The organism is Actinoallomurus acanthiterrae (assembly GCF_054775715.1).
In genome coordinates this window covers 2,983,426-2,998,383 of the sequence record NZ_BAAHCO010000001.1, presented here as the reverse complement: position 1 = coordinate 2,998,383, position 14,958 = coordinate 2,983,426, and the positions used below count along the sequence as shown (strand labels likewise).

Genomic DNA, 14,958 nt, shown 5'->3' with positions numbered 1-14,958 from the left:
GCTCTAGGATCCGCGTATGGATCTCAAAGACGCATCGCGCATGGTCCTCCTGGAAGCGGCGCCGTACGCGGATCTCCAGAAGGTCGCCCAGGCCGTTCACGAGGACTACACGGCCGGTCGCGAGGTCCCCTGCGTCGCTCTCACCGGCATGCTCGCCGAAGCCAGCCGCAAAGGCGTCCTGCTCAGACTCAAGCAGCGGCACGGCGACGCCGCGGTCAACGACATGATCACCGTGCTCGCTCGCGAGGCCGACCGTCAGCGGACCGTCTCCGGGCAGGGAGCGACCAGGTAGGGAACGGGAAGCGGCTATTCAGGCTTGGCACGATGACTCCGCTCACGTCATCAATCTTCAGCGCCGACTCCATCGGACCAGAGCCCGGAGCAGGGGACGGTCGCCGGTGGCGTTGACGCCGGCTTTTCGATCATTACTACGGCGCTGCGGACCGGGACGATGGGGCGGTGTCGCGGGCCGGCCGGGACGGCGGATCACGATGTCGTGGTGATGGGCGCCAGCCGAGGGGCGGCGAGCCGCACGTAGTCGTCGGTGGCCAAGGCGATCGAGCGGTCCAGGCGGGCGGCGTTGAAGAACAGCTCCGGCGCGTCGATCAGCGCTGGATCCGCGATGAGCTCCAATCGGGGGTTGTAGCTGAACGGAAGGACGGTCCCGCTCACGCTGCCGGCCAGTTCCTCCGCCTTGTCCTTGCTCGCGAAGGTCACATACGTCCCGCCCAGGAGTGCCCTGACCGCCTGCAGGTCCAGCCGGGCGTCACCGGGCACCACGGCCAGGGCGTAGCGGGTCTGCTTCTTGCCGATTTTGACCATGACGATCAGACACTTGGCGGCCGATGCGACGTCGTGCCCGCGAAGGGCGCTGACCAGGTCGGTGCGGCCTTCGGGCGCATGGTCGATCAGCCGGTAGCGCGCTCCGGCGCTCTCCAGATCCGTGATCAGGCGCTCGTACAGGTCCGGCGCCGGTACGGGCACCGCGACGTCGGCCGGCAGGTCACCAGTCACCGCTCAACAGCTCCTTCGCCTCCGCTATGCGGGCTTCGTCGCGTTGGTAGAACACCCACTGCTTGATCTTCTTGCCGTGGACCAGCCCGGCCTGGCTGAGGATCTTGAGGTGTCCGCCGCAGGTCGGCTGGCTCACTCCGAGCTTCTCGGCGATGAACAGCGAACACACGCCGTCACGCACCAGGTCGCCGTCGCGTTGCGCCGGGAAGTGCCGCTCGGGGTCCCGCAACCACTCCAGGATCAGCAGGCGCTTGTCGTTGGCCAGCGCCTTGACCAGTTCCACGTCGATCACGAAGGAAGTATGGCAATTAGCTAATTGCCTGTCTACAGCGAGCGGGCTTGCCTCTGACGTATGGGTCAAGGGTTAGCGTCGCGGCGCCTTGTGGCTTATCGCATCCACTCGTTCGAGGAGCGTCTGATGACACAAACGTCCCGTGAGGTCCGCCTCGCGACTGTTCCGTCCGGGCTGCCGCGGGCGGAGGACTTCGAGGTCGTCGAGGTGCCGCTGCCGGTGCCCGGCGACGGCGAGGTGCTCGTCCGGAACCGGTTCTTCCTTGTGTTCGCGGCGCTGCGGACGTTGCTCGGGGGCGGCGTGGAGGGAACGCCGTTCCCGCCGATTCTGCCCGGGGACACGCTGTTCGGGGCGGCGATCGGCGAGGTCGTCACCGCCCCGGACGGCAGCGGCCTGCGGCCCGGCGACCTGGTCTCCCACTGGCTGGGCTGGCGCGAGTACGCCGTCCTGGCCGCCGCGGACTGCGCCCCTCTGGGCGACGCGCTGCCCGATCCGGTCGCGCATCTGGCGCAGGGACGGACCGCGTACGGCGCGCTGACCCGGGGCGCGAAGGTCGAGCCGGGCGACACCGTGTTCGTCTCCGGCGGAGCCGGGTCCGTGGGGTCGCTGGCCGGGCGGATCGCGCGGCTGCTGGGGGCCGAGCGGGTGGTCGGCAGCACCGGGTCGCCGGAGAAGGCTAAGCGGATGGTCGCCGAGCTGGGTTACGACGCGGCCCTCGTCCGCGGGGAGGGGCCTCTGGCCGAGCAGCTGGCCGCGGCGGCGCCCGGTGGCATCGACGTCCTCTTCGACAACGTCGGTGGCGAGGACCTGCGCGCCGCGGTCGCGGCGGCCCGTACGGGTGCGAGGTTCGTGCTGGTCGGTGCGCTGTCGGGGCAGCTGGCGAAGGACGGCTCCGGCACCACGGCGCCTGTGGAGCTGGACTCCTACCATCTGATCCTCAAGCAGATCACGATGCGCGGGTACAGCGCTATGGGCGACCCGGAGGTGCAGCCGGAGTGGATCGACCGGTTCGCCGGGTGGCTGCGATCCGGCGCCATCGCCTTCCCGTACGTCCGCGTCGAGGGCATCGAGCAGGCACCCCGGGCATTGCACGAGACAATGACCGGGCGGCATCTGGGCACCGTCGTGGTGGCCCTTTAGGAGCGGAGGACGAATGCGGATCGGCGACGCGGCGGCAGCGGCGGGGACGACGCCCCGCGCACTGCGCTTCTACGAGCAGAACGACCTGCTGCCGCCGCCGCGGCGCAGCGCGACCGGGCAGCGCGAGTACGGCCCGCGGGACGTGGCCCGGGTCCGCGTGATCCGCGAACTGCTGTCGGTGGGGCTGACCGTCGCGGACGTACGTGACTGCCGGGATCGCCTCGATCTGATCGTGGGGGACACGCTCCCGCCGTACGGAGGGCCGGGAGCCTGCGCGCGTCCCCTCGGGATCGCGCAGCGCCGGCTCGACGCCCTCGATACGGAGATCGCCCGGCTGACGCGGCTGCGCGAGCGCCTGGCGGACCGGATCGGGGCTGGGACGTCGGAACCGGCGCGCCCCTGACCTCAGTCTTGCCCGACGCGGAGCGCGGCCGCGCGAGCGCCCGGCGACCCGGATGCACGCGGGGACGACGGAACCGGCGCAGCCCTGACCTCAGTCCTGGCCGACGCGGAGGGTGGCGTGCACCGATCCGGTGTCCGGGTCCTCCCAGATCATGGCGCCGAGGGTACGGAGGGCCGCCACGGCGGCGGCGTTCGAGACATGGGTCTCCGCGATGATCGCGTGCGCGCCGTGGGTCCGCGCCTCGTCGATCAGCAGCCGGAACGCTTCGGTGCTGTAGCCCTTCCCGCGAGCGGAGCGGCCCAGCCAGATGGTCGCCTGTACGGCGCCGGGCGCCTCGGCGGGGATGATCCGCGCCGCGCCGACGAGCTGCCCGTCGACCAGCACCGCGTAGGCCGCCCCGTCCGCCGGCCGGTGATATTCGCGGAAGGCGGCCCGGCGCGCGTCCGTCCACCGCGGCGCTCCGGGGAGGCTCGGCATCACCTCGTGCGGCTCGGTGTCGACGGCCGCCAGGTCGAGCAGCCTCGGCAACAGGTTCTCATCGACCGGTTGCAGTGTGACAGTGCTCATACTCGCAGCCTGCCAGGTGCCGGGCGCGGTGACGTGGCGACACGGCCTGTGAGCCGTCACTTCCGCCAGATCAGGACCAGTGCGCAGTCGTCGTCGCGGGCGGCGGCCATCTCGGTGACGAGCTCGGTCGCCCCCTCTTTGAAGCCGCTGGGCACGAGGCCCTCGACGGCCCCGAGCAGCCGGTCGATGCCGGCGTCCAGGTCGCGTCCCGGCGCCTCGACGAGGCCGTCGGTGTAGAGCAGCAGCGCGTCGCCCGGGCCGAGCACGCCGTGCTCGGGTTCGGAGCTCATCTCGGGAACGACGCCGAGCACGACGCCCTTGGCGGAGCTGACCCGCCAAGTGCCGCTGCCCGCGTTGAACTGCACGGCGGGCGGATGGCCGGCCGACGCGACGGTGTACTCGCCGGTCTCCAGATTGATGGTGAGGTGGACGGCGGTGACGAACCCCTCGTCCCATCGCTGGCGCTGCAGGTAGGCGTTGCAGGCCGGCAGGAACCGCTCCGAGTCCACCGACCCGAGCAGCCCGCCGAACGCGCCGGACAGCATCAGCGCGCGGGTGCCGGCGTCGACGCCCTTCCCGGACACGTCCACCAGCGCCACCTCGAGCGTCTGCTCGTCGCAGACCGAGACGAAGAAGTCACCGCCGAACGACGAGCCGCCCGCCTGGAGCAGCACCACCGCCGAATCCCAGCCGGACGGGAGACTCGGCATCTCCCCGTGGCGGCGGAGCCGGTCGCGCAGCTCGAGCAGCATCTGCTCGCCGCGCAACCCCTTCACGCCGAGCTGTTCACGGCTGCGGGCCAGCACCGTCGCCAGGACGGCCGTGACGATGATCGTCGCGATGACGCCCGGGCCGACGCGCGAGAACCCCATGGCGATCGCGTCGTACAGCAGCGCGGCGGCGACCACGCCGAGAAGGACGCCGAGGCTGCGGACGCGCAGCATGAGACCGCCGGCCAGCACGGTCAGGACGACCGCGCTGGGCGAGAACCAGGTCTGCGACGCGGGCGCGGAGATCCCGATGACCACCGTGACGGTGACCAGGGCGATCAGGGCGTTGCGGTCCTGCATGAGCTGACCGCGCTGAAGCCACTGGTACAACCGCACGAGAACGGGGATCCGGCGCAGGAAGCGACGGACCCTCAGCGGCAGGAGCTGGACCAGGCGGCTAAGCATGATGCGGGCACTGTATCGAGCATCGCCTGGTCCGCGCTCAGAGCCACTGGGCCGGATCGAGGTCTCGGCCGTCCGAAAACCGCTGGATCGCCCGTCGGCGCCGCGCATCGCCCCCGGGGAACGGCCGTCCGCCCTGCGCGTGTTTTCCGGCCGGGTATCGGGGGGAAGACCTAAAAGATCATCGGATCTTTCGGAGGTGGCGGATGGGACAGGGCATGCGTCTCACGGTCGACGCGGCGATGCGGGCCCGCGATGTCTCACGCGTCCGTACGGAGGACGAGGCGCCGAGCCCTCCGGCCGCCGCGCCCGAGCCGGTCAAGCCCCGGAGGGGAGAGAAGCGGCGGCTGGCCAAGCGCCGCGCCGCCGCGCGGCTCTGAGATGTGTCAGTCCGGCAGGCGGGGAAGCTCCCCCGTCTGCTCGTAGGCCGTCAGCATGGCGATACGCCGGACGTGGCGCTCCTCGCCGGAGAACGGCGTGTCGACGAAGATCCCGACGAACCGGGTGGCCTCGTCGATCGTGTGCATCCGCGCACCGACGCTGACGACGTTCGCGTCGTTGTGCTCCCGGCCGAGCCGGGCGGTCTCGTCGTTCCAGGCCAGCGCGGCGCGCACGCCGGGGACCTTGTTCGCGGCGATCGCCTCGCCGTTGCCGGAGCCGCCGATGACGACGCCGAGCGAGCCGGGGTCGGCGGCGGTCCGTGCCGCCGCGTCCATGACGAACGGCGGGTAGTCGTCCTGCCCGTCGTACTCCTTCGGGCCGCAGTCGACCGCCTCGTGCCCCTGCTCGGCGAGCCACCCGATCAGGTGCTGCTTCAGTTCGTACCCCGCGTGGTCGGAACCGAGATAGACGCGCATGGCGCAAAGTCTGTCAGGTCGGCGCCGCCGGGCGTACGGCCGGGGCCTCGCGTCGCGCCGGAACTCCCGGCCGCGAGTCCACTCCGGAATCGAGAGCCCTCCGAAGCGTAGGGCTCTGACCTCCAGGAACTCCTCCAGGTCGTAGCCGCCGCGCTCGTACGGCGGTGGTCTCGATGCCACCCCACTGTTGCAAGTACTTTGCAACAAGGATTCAATGGCGGTAGGCCACGGACCCGAGCGAGGAGAATCCATGACGACGGTGCAGTCCGCGACGCGCACCCGCCTTGGGCGGGCGGAGTGGGGACGCCTCGCCGGGATGACCGGCTTCGTGGCGCTGCTGCACGTGGTCGGCTGGGGGATCCTGCTGTTCCTGGTCGTACCGGGGCACTACCGCCTCGGCGACGGCAAGATGTTCGGCGTCGGGATCGCGCTGACGGCCTACACGCTGGGCATGCGGCACGCGTTCGACGCGGACCACCTCGCCGCCATCGACAACACCACCCGCAAGCTGATGTCCGACGGCCAGCGCCCGGTGTCGGTCGGGTTCTGGTTCTCGCTCGGGCACTCCTCGGTGGTGTTCATCGCCTGTCTGCTGCTCGGCTTCGGCATCAAGGCGCTGTCCAACGGCGTCTCCGACGAGCACTCCGGGCTGCACCAGATCACCGGGACGATCGGCCCGACCGTGTCCGGAACATTCCTCGCCATCATCGCGATCATCAACCTCGTGATCCTCCTGGGGATCCTGAAGGTGTTCCGCGAGATGCGGGGCGGCGCCTACGACGAGGCGGCGCTGGAAGAACATCTGAACAACCGCGGCTTCATGAACCGCTTCCTCGGCCGCTTCACCAGGGCGATCACCAAGCCATGGCAGATGTACCCGCTGGGCTTCCTGTTCGGGCTGGGCTTCGACACCGCCACCGAGGTGGGCCTGCTGGCCCTGGCCGGCTCCGCCGCGACCGCGAGCTCGCTTCCCTGGTACGCGATCCTCTGCCTGCCGATCATCTTCGCGGCCGGCATGTCGCTGTGGGACAGCATCGACGGCACGTTCATGAACTTCGCGTACGGCTGGGCGTTCTCCAACCCGGTCCGCAAGATCTTCTACAACATCGTCCTGACCGGGATCTCGGTGGCGTTCGCCCTCGTCATCGGCGGCACCGAGCTGCTGCAGGTCGCCCAGGACCGGTTCGGGCTGCACGGGGCGTTCTGGGACTGGATCGCCGCCCTGGACCTCAACACGGCGGGTTTCGTGGTCACCGGCCTGCTGCTGGTGATCTGGGTGGGGGCCCTGGCGGTCTGGAAGTTCGGCCGCATCGAGCAGCGCTGGTCCGCCGCCCTGCAGGACAGCGACGCCTGAGCCGCAGGGGCCCGGAGCCGACGCCTTCGGGGACGCCACGCCCGGCCCCCGAAGGTAAAGACCTCTTTGTCCTAGTCATCCGCCTATGTACTGGCCGATCTCGGGCCCCTACGCTCGGCTATCGTGAGTACCCCCGAGTCACAGCAGGCACAGCCACTGCCGGAGTCCGCGCAGTCCCGCCTCGCCGCCTCAACGCAGGGCCACCGCTGTTTCACCTCCGACCTGTCGGTGAACGAGTTCGTGCTCACCACCCAGGCGGGGTTCGAGCCGCTCGGCCTCGTGATGGGCACGTGCATCTACCACATCGGGACGCAGCCGACCCGGTGGAAGGTCAGCCAGGAGCTCCCCGTCCTGACTCAGGCCATGTACAACGCGCGAGAGCTGGCCATGGCGCGCATGGAATCGGAAGCCGACGTCCTCGGGGCCGACGGCGTGATCGGCGTCGAGATCCGGTCACGGAGGTACGCGCTGTCCGCCGACGTCATGGAGTTCGTCGCGGTCGGCACGGCCATCCGCGGCGACCGCGCCCTGCGCACCCCCGCGGGCCGGCCCTTCACGTCGCACCTGTCCGGTCAGGACTTCTGGACCCTCGTCCAGCACGGCTGGGCGCCCCGCGCCATGGTGCTGGGCACCTGCGTCTACCACGTCGCCCACATGTCGTTCCGCCAGGTGCTCCAGGCCGCCGGGCAGAACACCGAGCTCGGGATCTACACCCAGGCGATCTACGACGCCCGCGAGCTCGCGATGGCCCGCCTGCAGTACGAGTGCCAGCAGGTGAGCGGTGACGGCGTCGTCGGCGTCACAGTCTCGGAGGACGACTGGATATGGGGCGAGCACGCGGTCGAGTTCTTCTGCATGGGCACGGCGGTCAGCCGTTTCCGGCCCGACGCCCGTCCGGTGAACCCGACGATGACGATGCCGCTCACCGACTGAACCGTTCGCCCGGTGTCCGACACACCTCAGACCTCCGGACCCACCGCGCCCGACGCCCGGTGACGCGCCCCTCGCGGAGGTGACGCCGGACTCGGCACGCGACGCTCCTCAAGAGCACGGCGGCCGACCGTTGCCGTCACTGACGCCGACGCTGACGCATGGCCGTCCTGAGACAATCCGCTGGTGACCGCTGTGAACGACTCGGCTCGCGCCGCATTGCTTCGCCGTGGCTTCGCTCTGGAGTACGCCACGCTGTGCTGGAACGTGATCGGCATTGTCGTGCTCGGAGTCGCCGCATGGTCGGCCCGATCGGTCGCACTCGCCGGGTTCGGGCTGGACTCTCTCATCGAGATCGGCGCATCGACCGTAGTGATCTGGGAGCTGTCGGGGACCGGTGAGGCCCGTACGCGCCGGGCCCTGCGCTTGATCGGTGGGGCGTTCGCCGCGCTGGCGGTCTACCTGCTCATCCAGTCCACCTGGGTGCTGGTGGCCGGCTACCACCCTCGCCACTCACTGCCAGGTATCGCCTGGACCTCCATCACCGCACTGGCGATGTTCGCCCTCGCCGCCGGCAAAGCCCGCACCGGTGCGGCCCTGGACAATCCGGTGCTGCGCACCGAGGGACGCGTCACCTTGATCGATGGCGTTCTTGCGGCCGCGGTCCTTGTCGGCCTGGTCCTCAACGCCGGACTTGGCTGGTGGTGGTCTGATCCCCTGGCCGGATACCTCCTCGTGTTCTACGCCGTCCGCGAAGCACGAGAGATCTTCTTCGCTGACGAGTGACCGGCGCGGTCACCACCTCGCGTCTCGCTCTGGAGGGACGGATATGCCGCTCCGCCTGCCCCTCGGGCCGCCGGCAGGCTCGCCGCACCGGCCCTGGCGGATCGTCCACTCGGCCGACCCGGTGCGGGCGACCGGAGTGGACGATCAGTGCGTCGGCGACGTCAGTCGAAGATCGGGTCCCGGGTGCGGCTCCGCTTGAGCTCGAAGAAGCCGTCCGTTCCCGCGACGAGGCGGACGCCGTCCCAGAGCTTCGCGGCGGCCTCCCCGCGCGGGATCGGCGACACGACGGGGCCGAAGAACGACGCCCCCTCCACGGAGATCACCGGCGTGCCGACCTCGTAGCCGACCCGGTCCATGCCGTCGGCGTGCGAGGCGCGCAGCGCCTCGTCGTACTCGTCCGTGTCGGCGGCGTTCACGAGGGCGCGGTCCAGGCCCGCCGCCTCGAGGGCGTCCTCGATGACCTGGCGGGTGTCGGATCGCCGCTCGTTGTGGATGCGGGTGCCAAGCTCGGTGTAGAGCGGGCCGAGCACCTGCGACCCGTACTTCTTCTCGGCCGCGATGGCCACCCGGACCGGCCCCCACGCCTGCTTCATGAGCTCTTGGTACTTCTCCGAGAGGTCGCGGCCCTCATTGAGCACGGACAGGCTCATGACGTGCCACCGAACCTCGATCGGCCGGAGCCGCTCGACCTCGAGGATCCACCGCGATGTCATCCAGGCCCAAGGGCACTTCGGGTCGAACCAGAAATCCACCGGTGTGCGTTCGGTGTCGGTCACCGCAACCTCCCTGATCTCCCGGCGCGTCCTCGCGGACCGCCGCCGAATGGCCGGAAGACCTCGCACCGAGGCCGCCGGACCGTCTGCCGGGCCCCGGCCGTCACGTCGACGCCGTGCCCTTTACCCGGCAACCAAGGCATTTCGGTCAGCATTCCAACATGAGAGTTCTCCCAGATCCCGGGGCATGATCATCATCTCGCGGTTAGATGTGACTTGACACGGCTCCGCCGGTCGTACGGCCGGGTATCGGGCCGTACGGTGGGAAGACAATGACGTCGTGATACGAGGCGAGGAGTTCACTTGGCTGGCAATCTGACGCGCGACGAGGCGCGTGACCGCGCTCGGCTGCTGACCGTCGAGTCGTACAACGTCGACCTCGACCTGACGGCGGGGGCGGAGACGTTCGTCTCGGACACCACCATCAGGTTCGGGTGCGCCGAGCCGGGCGCGGCCAGCTTCGTCGACCTGCACGGCGCGACCGTCCGCGAGATCACCCTCAACGGTCAGCCGCTCGACCCCGGATCGTACGACCCGGACAAGGGCCGCGTCCCGCTCCCCCGGCTCGCCGCCGAGAACGAGCTGCGCGTGGTCTCCGACAACGCCTACTCCCGGACCGGGGAGGGACTCCACCGCTTCGTCGACCCCGTCGACCAGGAGGTGTACCTCTACACGCAGTTCGAGACCTGCGACGCCCACCGCATGTACGCCTGCTTCGACCAGCCCGACCTGAAGGCGAAGTTCGAGCTGAGCGTGACCGCGCCCGGGCACTGGCAGGTCATCACGAACAACGCGCCCGACCGGTCCGAGGACGGCCGCTGGCACTTCCCGGCGACTCCGGGCATCTCCACGTACATCACCGCCCTGGTCGCCGGTCCGTACCACGTGGCGCGCGACGAGTACGCCGCCGACGACCAGCGGATCGCGCTCGGCGCCTACTGCCGGGCCAGCCTCGCCGAGCACTTCGACCCCGAGGCGATCTTCGAGGTCACCAAGCAGGGCTTCGACTTCTTCCGCAAGGTCTTCGCGCGGCCGTACCCGTTCGACAAGTACGACCAGCTGTTCGTGCCGGAGTTCAACGCCGGCGCGATGGAGAACGCCGGCTGCGTGACGTTCCTCGAGGACTACGTCTTCCGGTCGCGGGTCACCGACGCCGCCTACGAGCGCCGCGCCGAGACGATCCTGCACGAGATGGCGCACATGTGGTTCGGCGACCTCGTCACCATGCGCTGGTGGGACGACCTGTGGCTGAACGAGTCGTTCGCGACGTACATGAGCGTGCTCTGCCAGTCCGAGGCCACGCGGTGGAAGGGCGCCTGGACGACCTTCGCGAACCTGTGGAAGGCCTGGGCGTACCGCCAGGACCAGCTGCCGTCCACCCACCCGATCTCCGCCGACATCCCCGACATCCGGGCGGTGGAGGTCAACTTCGACGGCATCACGTACGCCAAGGGCGCGAGCGTCCTCAAGCAGCTCGTCGCCTACGTCGGACGCGACAACTTCATCAGCGGCGTCCGCAGCTACTTCGACCGGCACGCGTGGGGCAACACCTCGCTGTCCGACCTGCTCGACGCCCTCGAGGAGACCTCGGGCCGCGACCTGACCTCCTGGTCCAAGGAGTGGCTGGAGACGGCCGGCGTCAACACGCTGCGCCCGTCGTACGAGGTCGACGGCGAGGGCCGGTTCACCTCCTTCGCGGTCCTGCAGGAGGCGCCGGAGAACCACCCGACGCTCCGCTCGCACCGGGTGGCGATCGGCCTGTACGACCGGACGGACGAGGGCATCGTCCGCCGCAGGCGGGTCGAGCTCGACATCGTGGGCGGCCGTACGGAGGTCGCCGAGCTGGCCGGCGAGCGGCGTCCCGACCTGGTGCTGGTCAATGACGACGACCTGACGTACGCCAAGGTCCGGCTCGACGAGCACTCGCTGCGCACGCTCGTCGACGGGATCGGCGAGATCACCGATGGTCTGCCGCGGGCGCTGTGCTGGTCGGCGGCGTGGGACATGTGCCGTGACGCCGAGCTCGCCGCCCGCGACTACGTCCGGCTGGTGCTGTCCGGCATCCGCGGCGTCACCGACATCTCGGTGGCGCAGACGCTGCTCCGCCAGGCCCGCCTGGCGACCTCGCAGTACGCCGACCCGGCGTGGCGCGACACCGGCTACCGCCTGCTGGCCGACGCGCTGCACACGCTGATGACCGAGGCCGAGCCCGGCTCGGACTGGCAGCTCACCTACACCCAGGCGTTCGTCTCGGTCGCCACCTCCGACGAGCACGTCGCGTACGTCCACGGCCTGCTCGACGGTTCGACGGTCCTCGAGGGCCTGGTGGTCGACACGGACCTGCGCTGGTCCCTGCTGCGGCGCCTCGTCGTCCGGGGTGTCCTCGGCTCGGACGAGATCGCCGCGGAGCTGCGCCGCGACCCGACCGCCGCGGGCGAGCGGCAGGCGGCCGCCGGCCAGGCCGCGGTCCCGACGCCGGAGGCCAAGGCCGCGGCGTGGGAGCGGATCATCGGGGGCGAGCTGCCCAACGCCGTCTACCGCGCCACGCTCGGCGGTTTCGTCGACACCGACGACATCTCGCTGCTCGAGCCGTACGTCGAGAAGTACTTCGCCGAGGTCGGCCGCGTCTGGTCGTCCTGGTCCAGCGACATGGCCAGCACGTTCGCCGAGAGCGCCTACCCGTTCCTGGTGATCGCGCCGGCCACCATCGACCGGACCACGGCCTACATCGACGCGGAGAACCCGCCGCCGGCCCTGCGCCGGCTCCTCGTCGAGGGCCGCGACGGCGTGGCCCGCGCCCTGCGTGCCCGGGAGAAGGACCGCGCGAGCGAGTGAGACGGACCGGGCCCCCCGGGGCCCGGGACGACAAAGGCCCGGCCGGTCTCCGGCCGGGCCTTTTCGGTACCTCTCAGTAGAGGGCGGTCGAGCGCTGGCGCTGCCGGGTGCCAAGGACGTGCTCGACGAGCGTGATGAGCACCTGCTTGACCGACTCCCTCTCCCGGGCGTCGCAGGCGATCACTGGTACGTGGGATTCGAGGTCGAGCGCGCTCCTGACGGCCTCGATGTCGGGCTGGGGCGCGCCCTCGAAGCGGTTCAGCCCGACGATGAACGGCATGCCGCGCCGCTCGAAGAAGTCGATCGAGGAGAAGCAGTCGGCCAGCCGCCGGGTGTCGGCGAGGACGACCGCGCCGATCGCGCCCACGGCCAGTTCGTCCCACATGAACCAGAACCGCTTCTGTCCCGGGGTGCCGAACACGTAGAGGACCAGTCCGTCGCCGAGGGTGATACGGCCGAAGTCCATCGCGACGGTCGTGGTGGTCTTCTGCTCCACGCCGGAGGTGTCGTCGACGCCGACGCTCTGCGAGGTGAGCATCTCCTCGGTGCGCAGCGTCTGGATCTCACTGACCGTGTTGACCATGGTGGTCTTGCCAGCGCCGAATCCGCCCGCGACCAGCACCTTGACCGCGAGTTGGGTTCCCATCTGCATCTGAGTACGCGCCTTCGCTTTAGTGCGTGCCCTGGCGGGGCCGCGATGAGATGTGCTCGCCGACGCGTTTCACGAGGACGGCCATCTCATAGGTGATCACTCCGGGGTCGACATCCGTGTCGCTGAGAACGGCCAGGCAGGCGCCATCACCGGCCGCGGTGACGAACAGGAAGGCGTCCCGCATCTCGATGATGGTCTGCTGGACATTACCGCCATCGAACTGACGTCGCGCGCCCTGGGCGAGGCTCTGGAAGCCGGCCGCCAGCGCCGAGAGGTATTCGGCGTCGGCGTGGGTGAGCCCGGCGGAGGCGCCCATCAGCAGACCGTCCGTGGACAGCACCGCCGCTCGTCTCACCTCGGGCACGCGTTCGACCAGCCCGTCGATCAGCCAGTCGAGAGTGCCGGCCGAATCAGCCCGCTGGGGCGTCACTAGCATTCTCCTCTTCCTGCCGTTCTCCGCCGGTTCGTCGCCCGGCTCGTTGCACGGATCATCGTCGTGGTCAGCCATCTTCCAAGATCATGTCCGCCGCCCGCCAGGCCATTGCCATGATCGGCCCGTTGAGATTGCCCGAGACCATGACGGGCAGCACCGAGCAGTCGACGACCCGCAGGCCCTCCACGCCACGGACGCGCAGGCGCGCGTCCACGACGTCGTCGTCGTTCGGCCCCATCGCGCAGGTACCGATCGCGTGATAACCGCAGTAGCCCTGATCGAGCGCCGCGTCGATGATGTCCTGCTCGTCCTGGACGGCCGGGCCGGGATTGATCTCGGCCTTGACCCGCCGTGCGATGGGGTCCTGCGCGAACAACTCCCGCATCTCACGGACGATCTCCACGAAGACCCGGCGGTCGTGCTCGGAGGTGAGATAACCCGCGTCGATGTCGAGCGGTGCCTCCGGGTCCGCGGCGGTGATCGTGACGCTGCCCTCGCTGTCGGGCCGCAGGATGTGGCCGAGCGCGCTCATGCCAGGCTCCCGTTCGAGCCGGAGCGCCCTTCCGGGGACCTGCGGGGCCGCGGAGAAGGGCGCGAACAGGAATTGCGCGTCCGGGCGGTCCAGTTCGGGGCGCGTCTTGAAGAAGCCGATCACGTCGTACGCCGGGACGGCGAGCGGCCCGCCCCGGGTCATGAGGTACTTCACGCCCGCCACCGCCTGCCGGGGCGGCGTGCTCAGCAACCGGTTGTACCCGAGGTCTTCGGTGAGCCGGAACTGTAGTTTGAAGCAGCGGTGCTCCCGCATCCGCGCCCCGACGTTGGGGCTGTCGACGAGAACGTCGACGCCTGCCGACCGCAGCGTGGCGGCGGGGCCGATCCCCGACAGCTGCAGGAGCTTCGGCGTCGCGATGCTGCCGGCGGACACGATCACTTCGGCGGCCGCTGTGTAGTCGACCGTCCGCCCCTTCTGCCGCGTCCGCACGCCGACCGCCCGGCCCTTGTCCGTCAGGACGCGGACCGCCAGGGTGTCGACGGCGACCGTGAGGTTCGGACGATCCTCGACGGAGTGGAGGAACGCCCGTGCCGCACTGACGCGGCGGCCGTCCTCGGTGGTGGACATGGCGTAGCCGATGCGCTCGTCGTCGCTCTCGTTGAGGTCCTCCTCGCGCGTCCAGCCGAGTTCGCCGGCGGCGGCCATCACCTCCTCACACAGCGGTTCGGACTCGGCCGCCGTGGAGATCTTCAGCGGCCCGTCGGCCCCGCGGGTCTCCGTGGGCCCGAACGTGTTGTCCTCGATGCGCTTGAAGATCGGGAGGATGGAGTCCCAGCCCCAGCCCGGGTTGCCCAGGCTCTCGAGTTCGTCGTAGTCGGCCCGGTTCCCACGGTTGTACACCGTGCCGTTGATCGAACTGGATCCGCCCAGCGTCCGGCCGCGCACCCAGTCCTCCACGCGCCCGGACGGACCGATGGGACGGATCGGGTGGTGCCACACGGCGCGCGGGTGGTCCATCAGCCTGCCGAACCCCTTCGGCACGCGGATCAGCGGGTGGCGGTCCCGCCCGCCGGCCTTGAGCAGGAGGACGCGGGTGCCGGGATCCTCGGACAGCCGGTTCGCGAGCACGCATCCGGCAGACCCCGCCCCCACGACGATGTGATCGAACTCCTCCAACGGATCTCCTTGTCCATCCCGAGGCGCGTGGACCGGGGTCATCGCGGTCCGTCGCCATGATCCCACCGAGAGCAGAACAAG

Annotated in this window: 17 protein-coding genes; 8 read left to right on the top strand and 9 right to left on the bottom strand. The window is 70.0% G+C overall.

The genetic code is table 11. The annotated features are described in order from the left end of the window. Positions 1-16: 16 nt before the first annotated feature. The gene (locus ACYVF7_RS14560; RefSeq protein WP_460339783.1) at positions 17-292 is read left to right on the top strand and encodes a hypothetical protein; all 276 of its coding nucleotides are present in this window, start codon (positions 17-19) and stop codon (positions 290-292) included. Positions 293-486: 194 nt separating this feature from the next. On the opposite strand, the gene ACYVF7_RS14555 is transcribed toward ACYVF7_RS14560, so the two are convergent. After that, positions 487-1,014 (bottom strand): YbaK/prolyl-tRNA synthetase associated domain-containing protein, encoded by a 528-nt coding sequence (locus ACYVF7_RS14555; protein ID WP_460339781.1) that lies wholly within the window; start codon positions 1,012-1,014, stop codon positions 487-489. After that, positions 1,004-1,306: an ArsR/SmtB family transcription factor gene (locus tag ACYVF7_RS14550; RefSeq protein WP_460339779.1), complete on the bottom strand. Its 303-nt coding sequence runs from the start codon at positions 1,304-1,306 to the stop codon at positions 1,004-1,006. Before ACYVF7_RS14550 ends, ACYVF7_RS14555 begins: the two co-directional genes overlap by 11 nt. A 126-nt stretch (positions 1,307-1,432) precedes the next feature. Here ACYVF7_RS14550 and ACYVF7_RS14545 point away from each other — a divergent pair, with 126 nt between their 5' ends. Both ACYVF7_RS14545 and ACYVF7_RS14540 read left to right on the top strand, forming a co-directional pair. Continuing rightward, entirely contained in the window at positions 1,433-2,446 is a 1,014-nt protein-coding gene (locus ACYVF7_RS14545) for an MDR family NADP-dependent oxidoreductase (RefSeq protein WP_460339777.1), read from the top strand. Positions 2,447-2,459: 13 nt separating this feature from the next. After that, positions 2,460-2,849: a MerR family transcriptional regulator gene (locus tag ACYVF7_RS14540; RefSeq protein WP_460339775.1), complete on the top strand. Its 390-nt coding sequence runs from the start codon at positions 2,460-2,462 to the stop codon at positions 2,847-2,849. 90 nt (positions 2,850-2,939) lie between these two features. Here ACYVF7_RS14540 and ACYVF7_RS14535 read toward each other — a convergent pair whose 3' ends face one another. Further along, entirely contained in the window at positions 2,940-3,416 is a 477-nt protein-coding gene (locus tag ACYVF7_RS14535) for a GNAT family N-acetyltransferase (protein ID WP_460339774.1), read from the bottom strand. Between the two features lie 56 nt (positions 3,417-3,472). Continuing rightward, on the bottom strand, positions 3,473-4,591 hold the full coding sequence (locus ACYVF7_RS14530; protein ID WP_460339773.1) for a PP2C family protein-serine/threonine phosphatase: 1,119 nt from the start codon (positions 4,589-4,591) through the stop codon (positions 3,473-3,475). Between the two features lie 203 nt (positions 4,592-4,794). On the opposite strand from ACYVF7_RS14530, the gene ACYVF7_RS14525 reads away from it, so the two are divergent. Then, entirely contained in the window at positions 4,795-4,968 is a 174-nt protein-coding gene (locus tag ACYVF7_RS14525; protein ID WP_460339771.1) for a hypothetical protein, read from the top strand. Positions 4,969-4,974: 6 nt separating this feature from the next. Here ACYVF7_RS14525 and ACYVF7_RS14520 read toward each other — a convergent pair whose 3' ends face one another. Beyond that, entirely contained in the window at positions 4,975-5,445 is a 471-nt protein-coding gene (locus ACYVF7_RS14520; RefSeq protein ID WP_460357917.1) for a ribose-5-phosphate isomerase, read from the bottom strand. Between the two features lie 250 nt (positions 5,446-5,695). On the opposite strand from ACYVF7_RS14520, the gene nicT reads away from it, so the two are divergent. The 3 genes from nicT to ACYVF7_RS14505 all read left to right on the top strand — a co-directional run bounded on the left by nicT (position 5,696) and on the right by ACYVF7_RS14505 (position 8,515). Beyond that, positions 5,696-6,799, top strand: coding sequence for a Nickel transporter NicT (gene nicT / locus ACYVF7_RS14515; protein WP_460339769.1), 1,104 nt, complete (start codon positions 5,696-5,698; stop codon positions 6,797-6,799). 123 nt (positions 6,800-6,922) lie between these two features. Further along, positions 6,923-7,732: a heavy metal-binding domain-containing protein gene (locus ACYVF7_RS14510; protein ID WP_460339767.1), complete on the top strand. Its 810-nt coding sequence runs from the start codon at positions 6,923-6,925 to the stop codon at positions 7,730-7,732. A gap of 183 nt (positions 7,733-7,915) precedes the next feature. Then, on the top strand, positions 7,916-8,515 hold the full coding sequence (locus ACYVF7_RS14505) for a cation transporter (protein WP_460339765.1): 600 nt from the start codon (positions 7,916-7,918) through the stop codon (positions 8,513-8,515). Between the two features lie 161 nt (positions 8,516-8,676). Here the strand turns inward: ACYVF7_RS14505 and ACYVF7_RS14500 are convergent, their stop codons facing one another. Next, positions 8,677-9,291: a mycothiol-dependent nitroreductase Rv2466c family protein gene (locus ACYVF7_RS14500; protein WP_460339763.1), complete on the bottom strand. Its 615-nt coding sequence runs from the start codon at positions 9,289-9,291 to the stop codon at positions 8,677-8,679. 300 nt (positions 9,292-9,591) lie between these two features. Between ACYVF7_RS14500 and pepN the strand changes: the two genes are divergently transcribed. Beyond that, a complete protein-coding gene (gene pepN / locus ACYVF7_RS14495) occupies positions 9,592-12,123 on the top strand; it encodes an aminopeptidase N (RefSeq protein ID WP_460339761.1) in 2,532 nt (843 codons plus the stop codon). Positions 12,124-12,196: 73 nt separating this feature from the next. Here the strand turns inward: pepN and ACYVF7_RS14490 are convergent, their stop codons facing one another. From ACYVF7_RS14490 to ACYVF7_RS14480, 3 genes are all read right to left on the bottom strand, one after another. Then, complete coding sequence (locus tag ACYVF7_RS14490; RefSeq protein ID WP_460339759.1) at positions 12,197-12,769, bottom strand: GTP-binding protein; 573 nt, start codon at positions 12,767-12,769, stop codon at positions 12,197-12,199. A gap of 25 nt (positions 12,770-12,794) precedes the next feature. Next, on the bottom strand, positions 12,795-13,205 hold the full coding sequence (locus tag ACYVF7_RS14485; protein ID WP_460339757.1) for a roadblock/LC7 domain-containing protein: 411 nt from the start codon (positions 13,203-13,205) through the stop codon (positions 12,795-12,797). A gap of 70 nt (positions 13,206-13,275) precedes the next feature. Next, positions 13,276-14,877 carry a GMC family oxidoreductase gene (locus ACYVF7_RS14480; RefSeq protein ID WP_460339755.1) on the bottom strand — a complete coding sequence of 534 codons (1,602 nt, stop codon included), beginning with the start codon at positions 14,875-14,877 and terminating at the stop codon, positions 13,276-13,278. Positions 14,878-14,958: the final 81 nt, after the last annotated feature.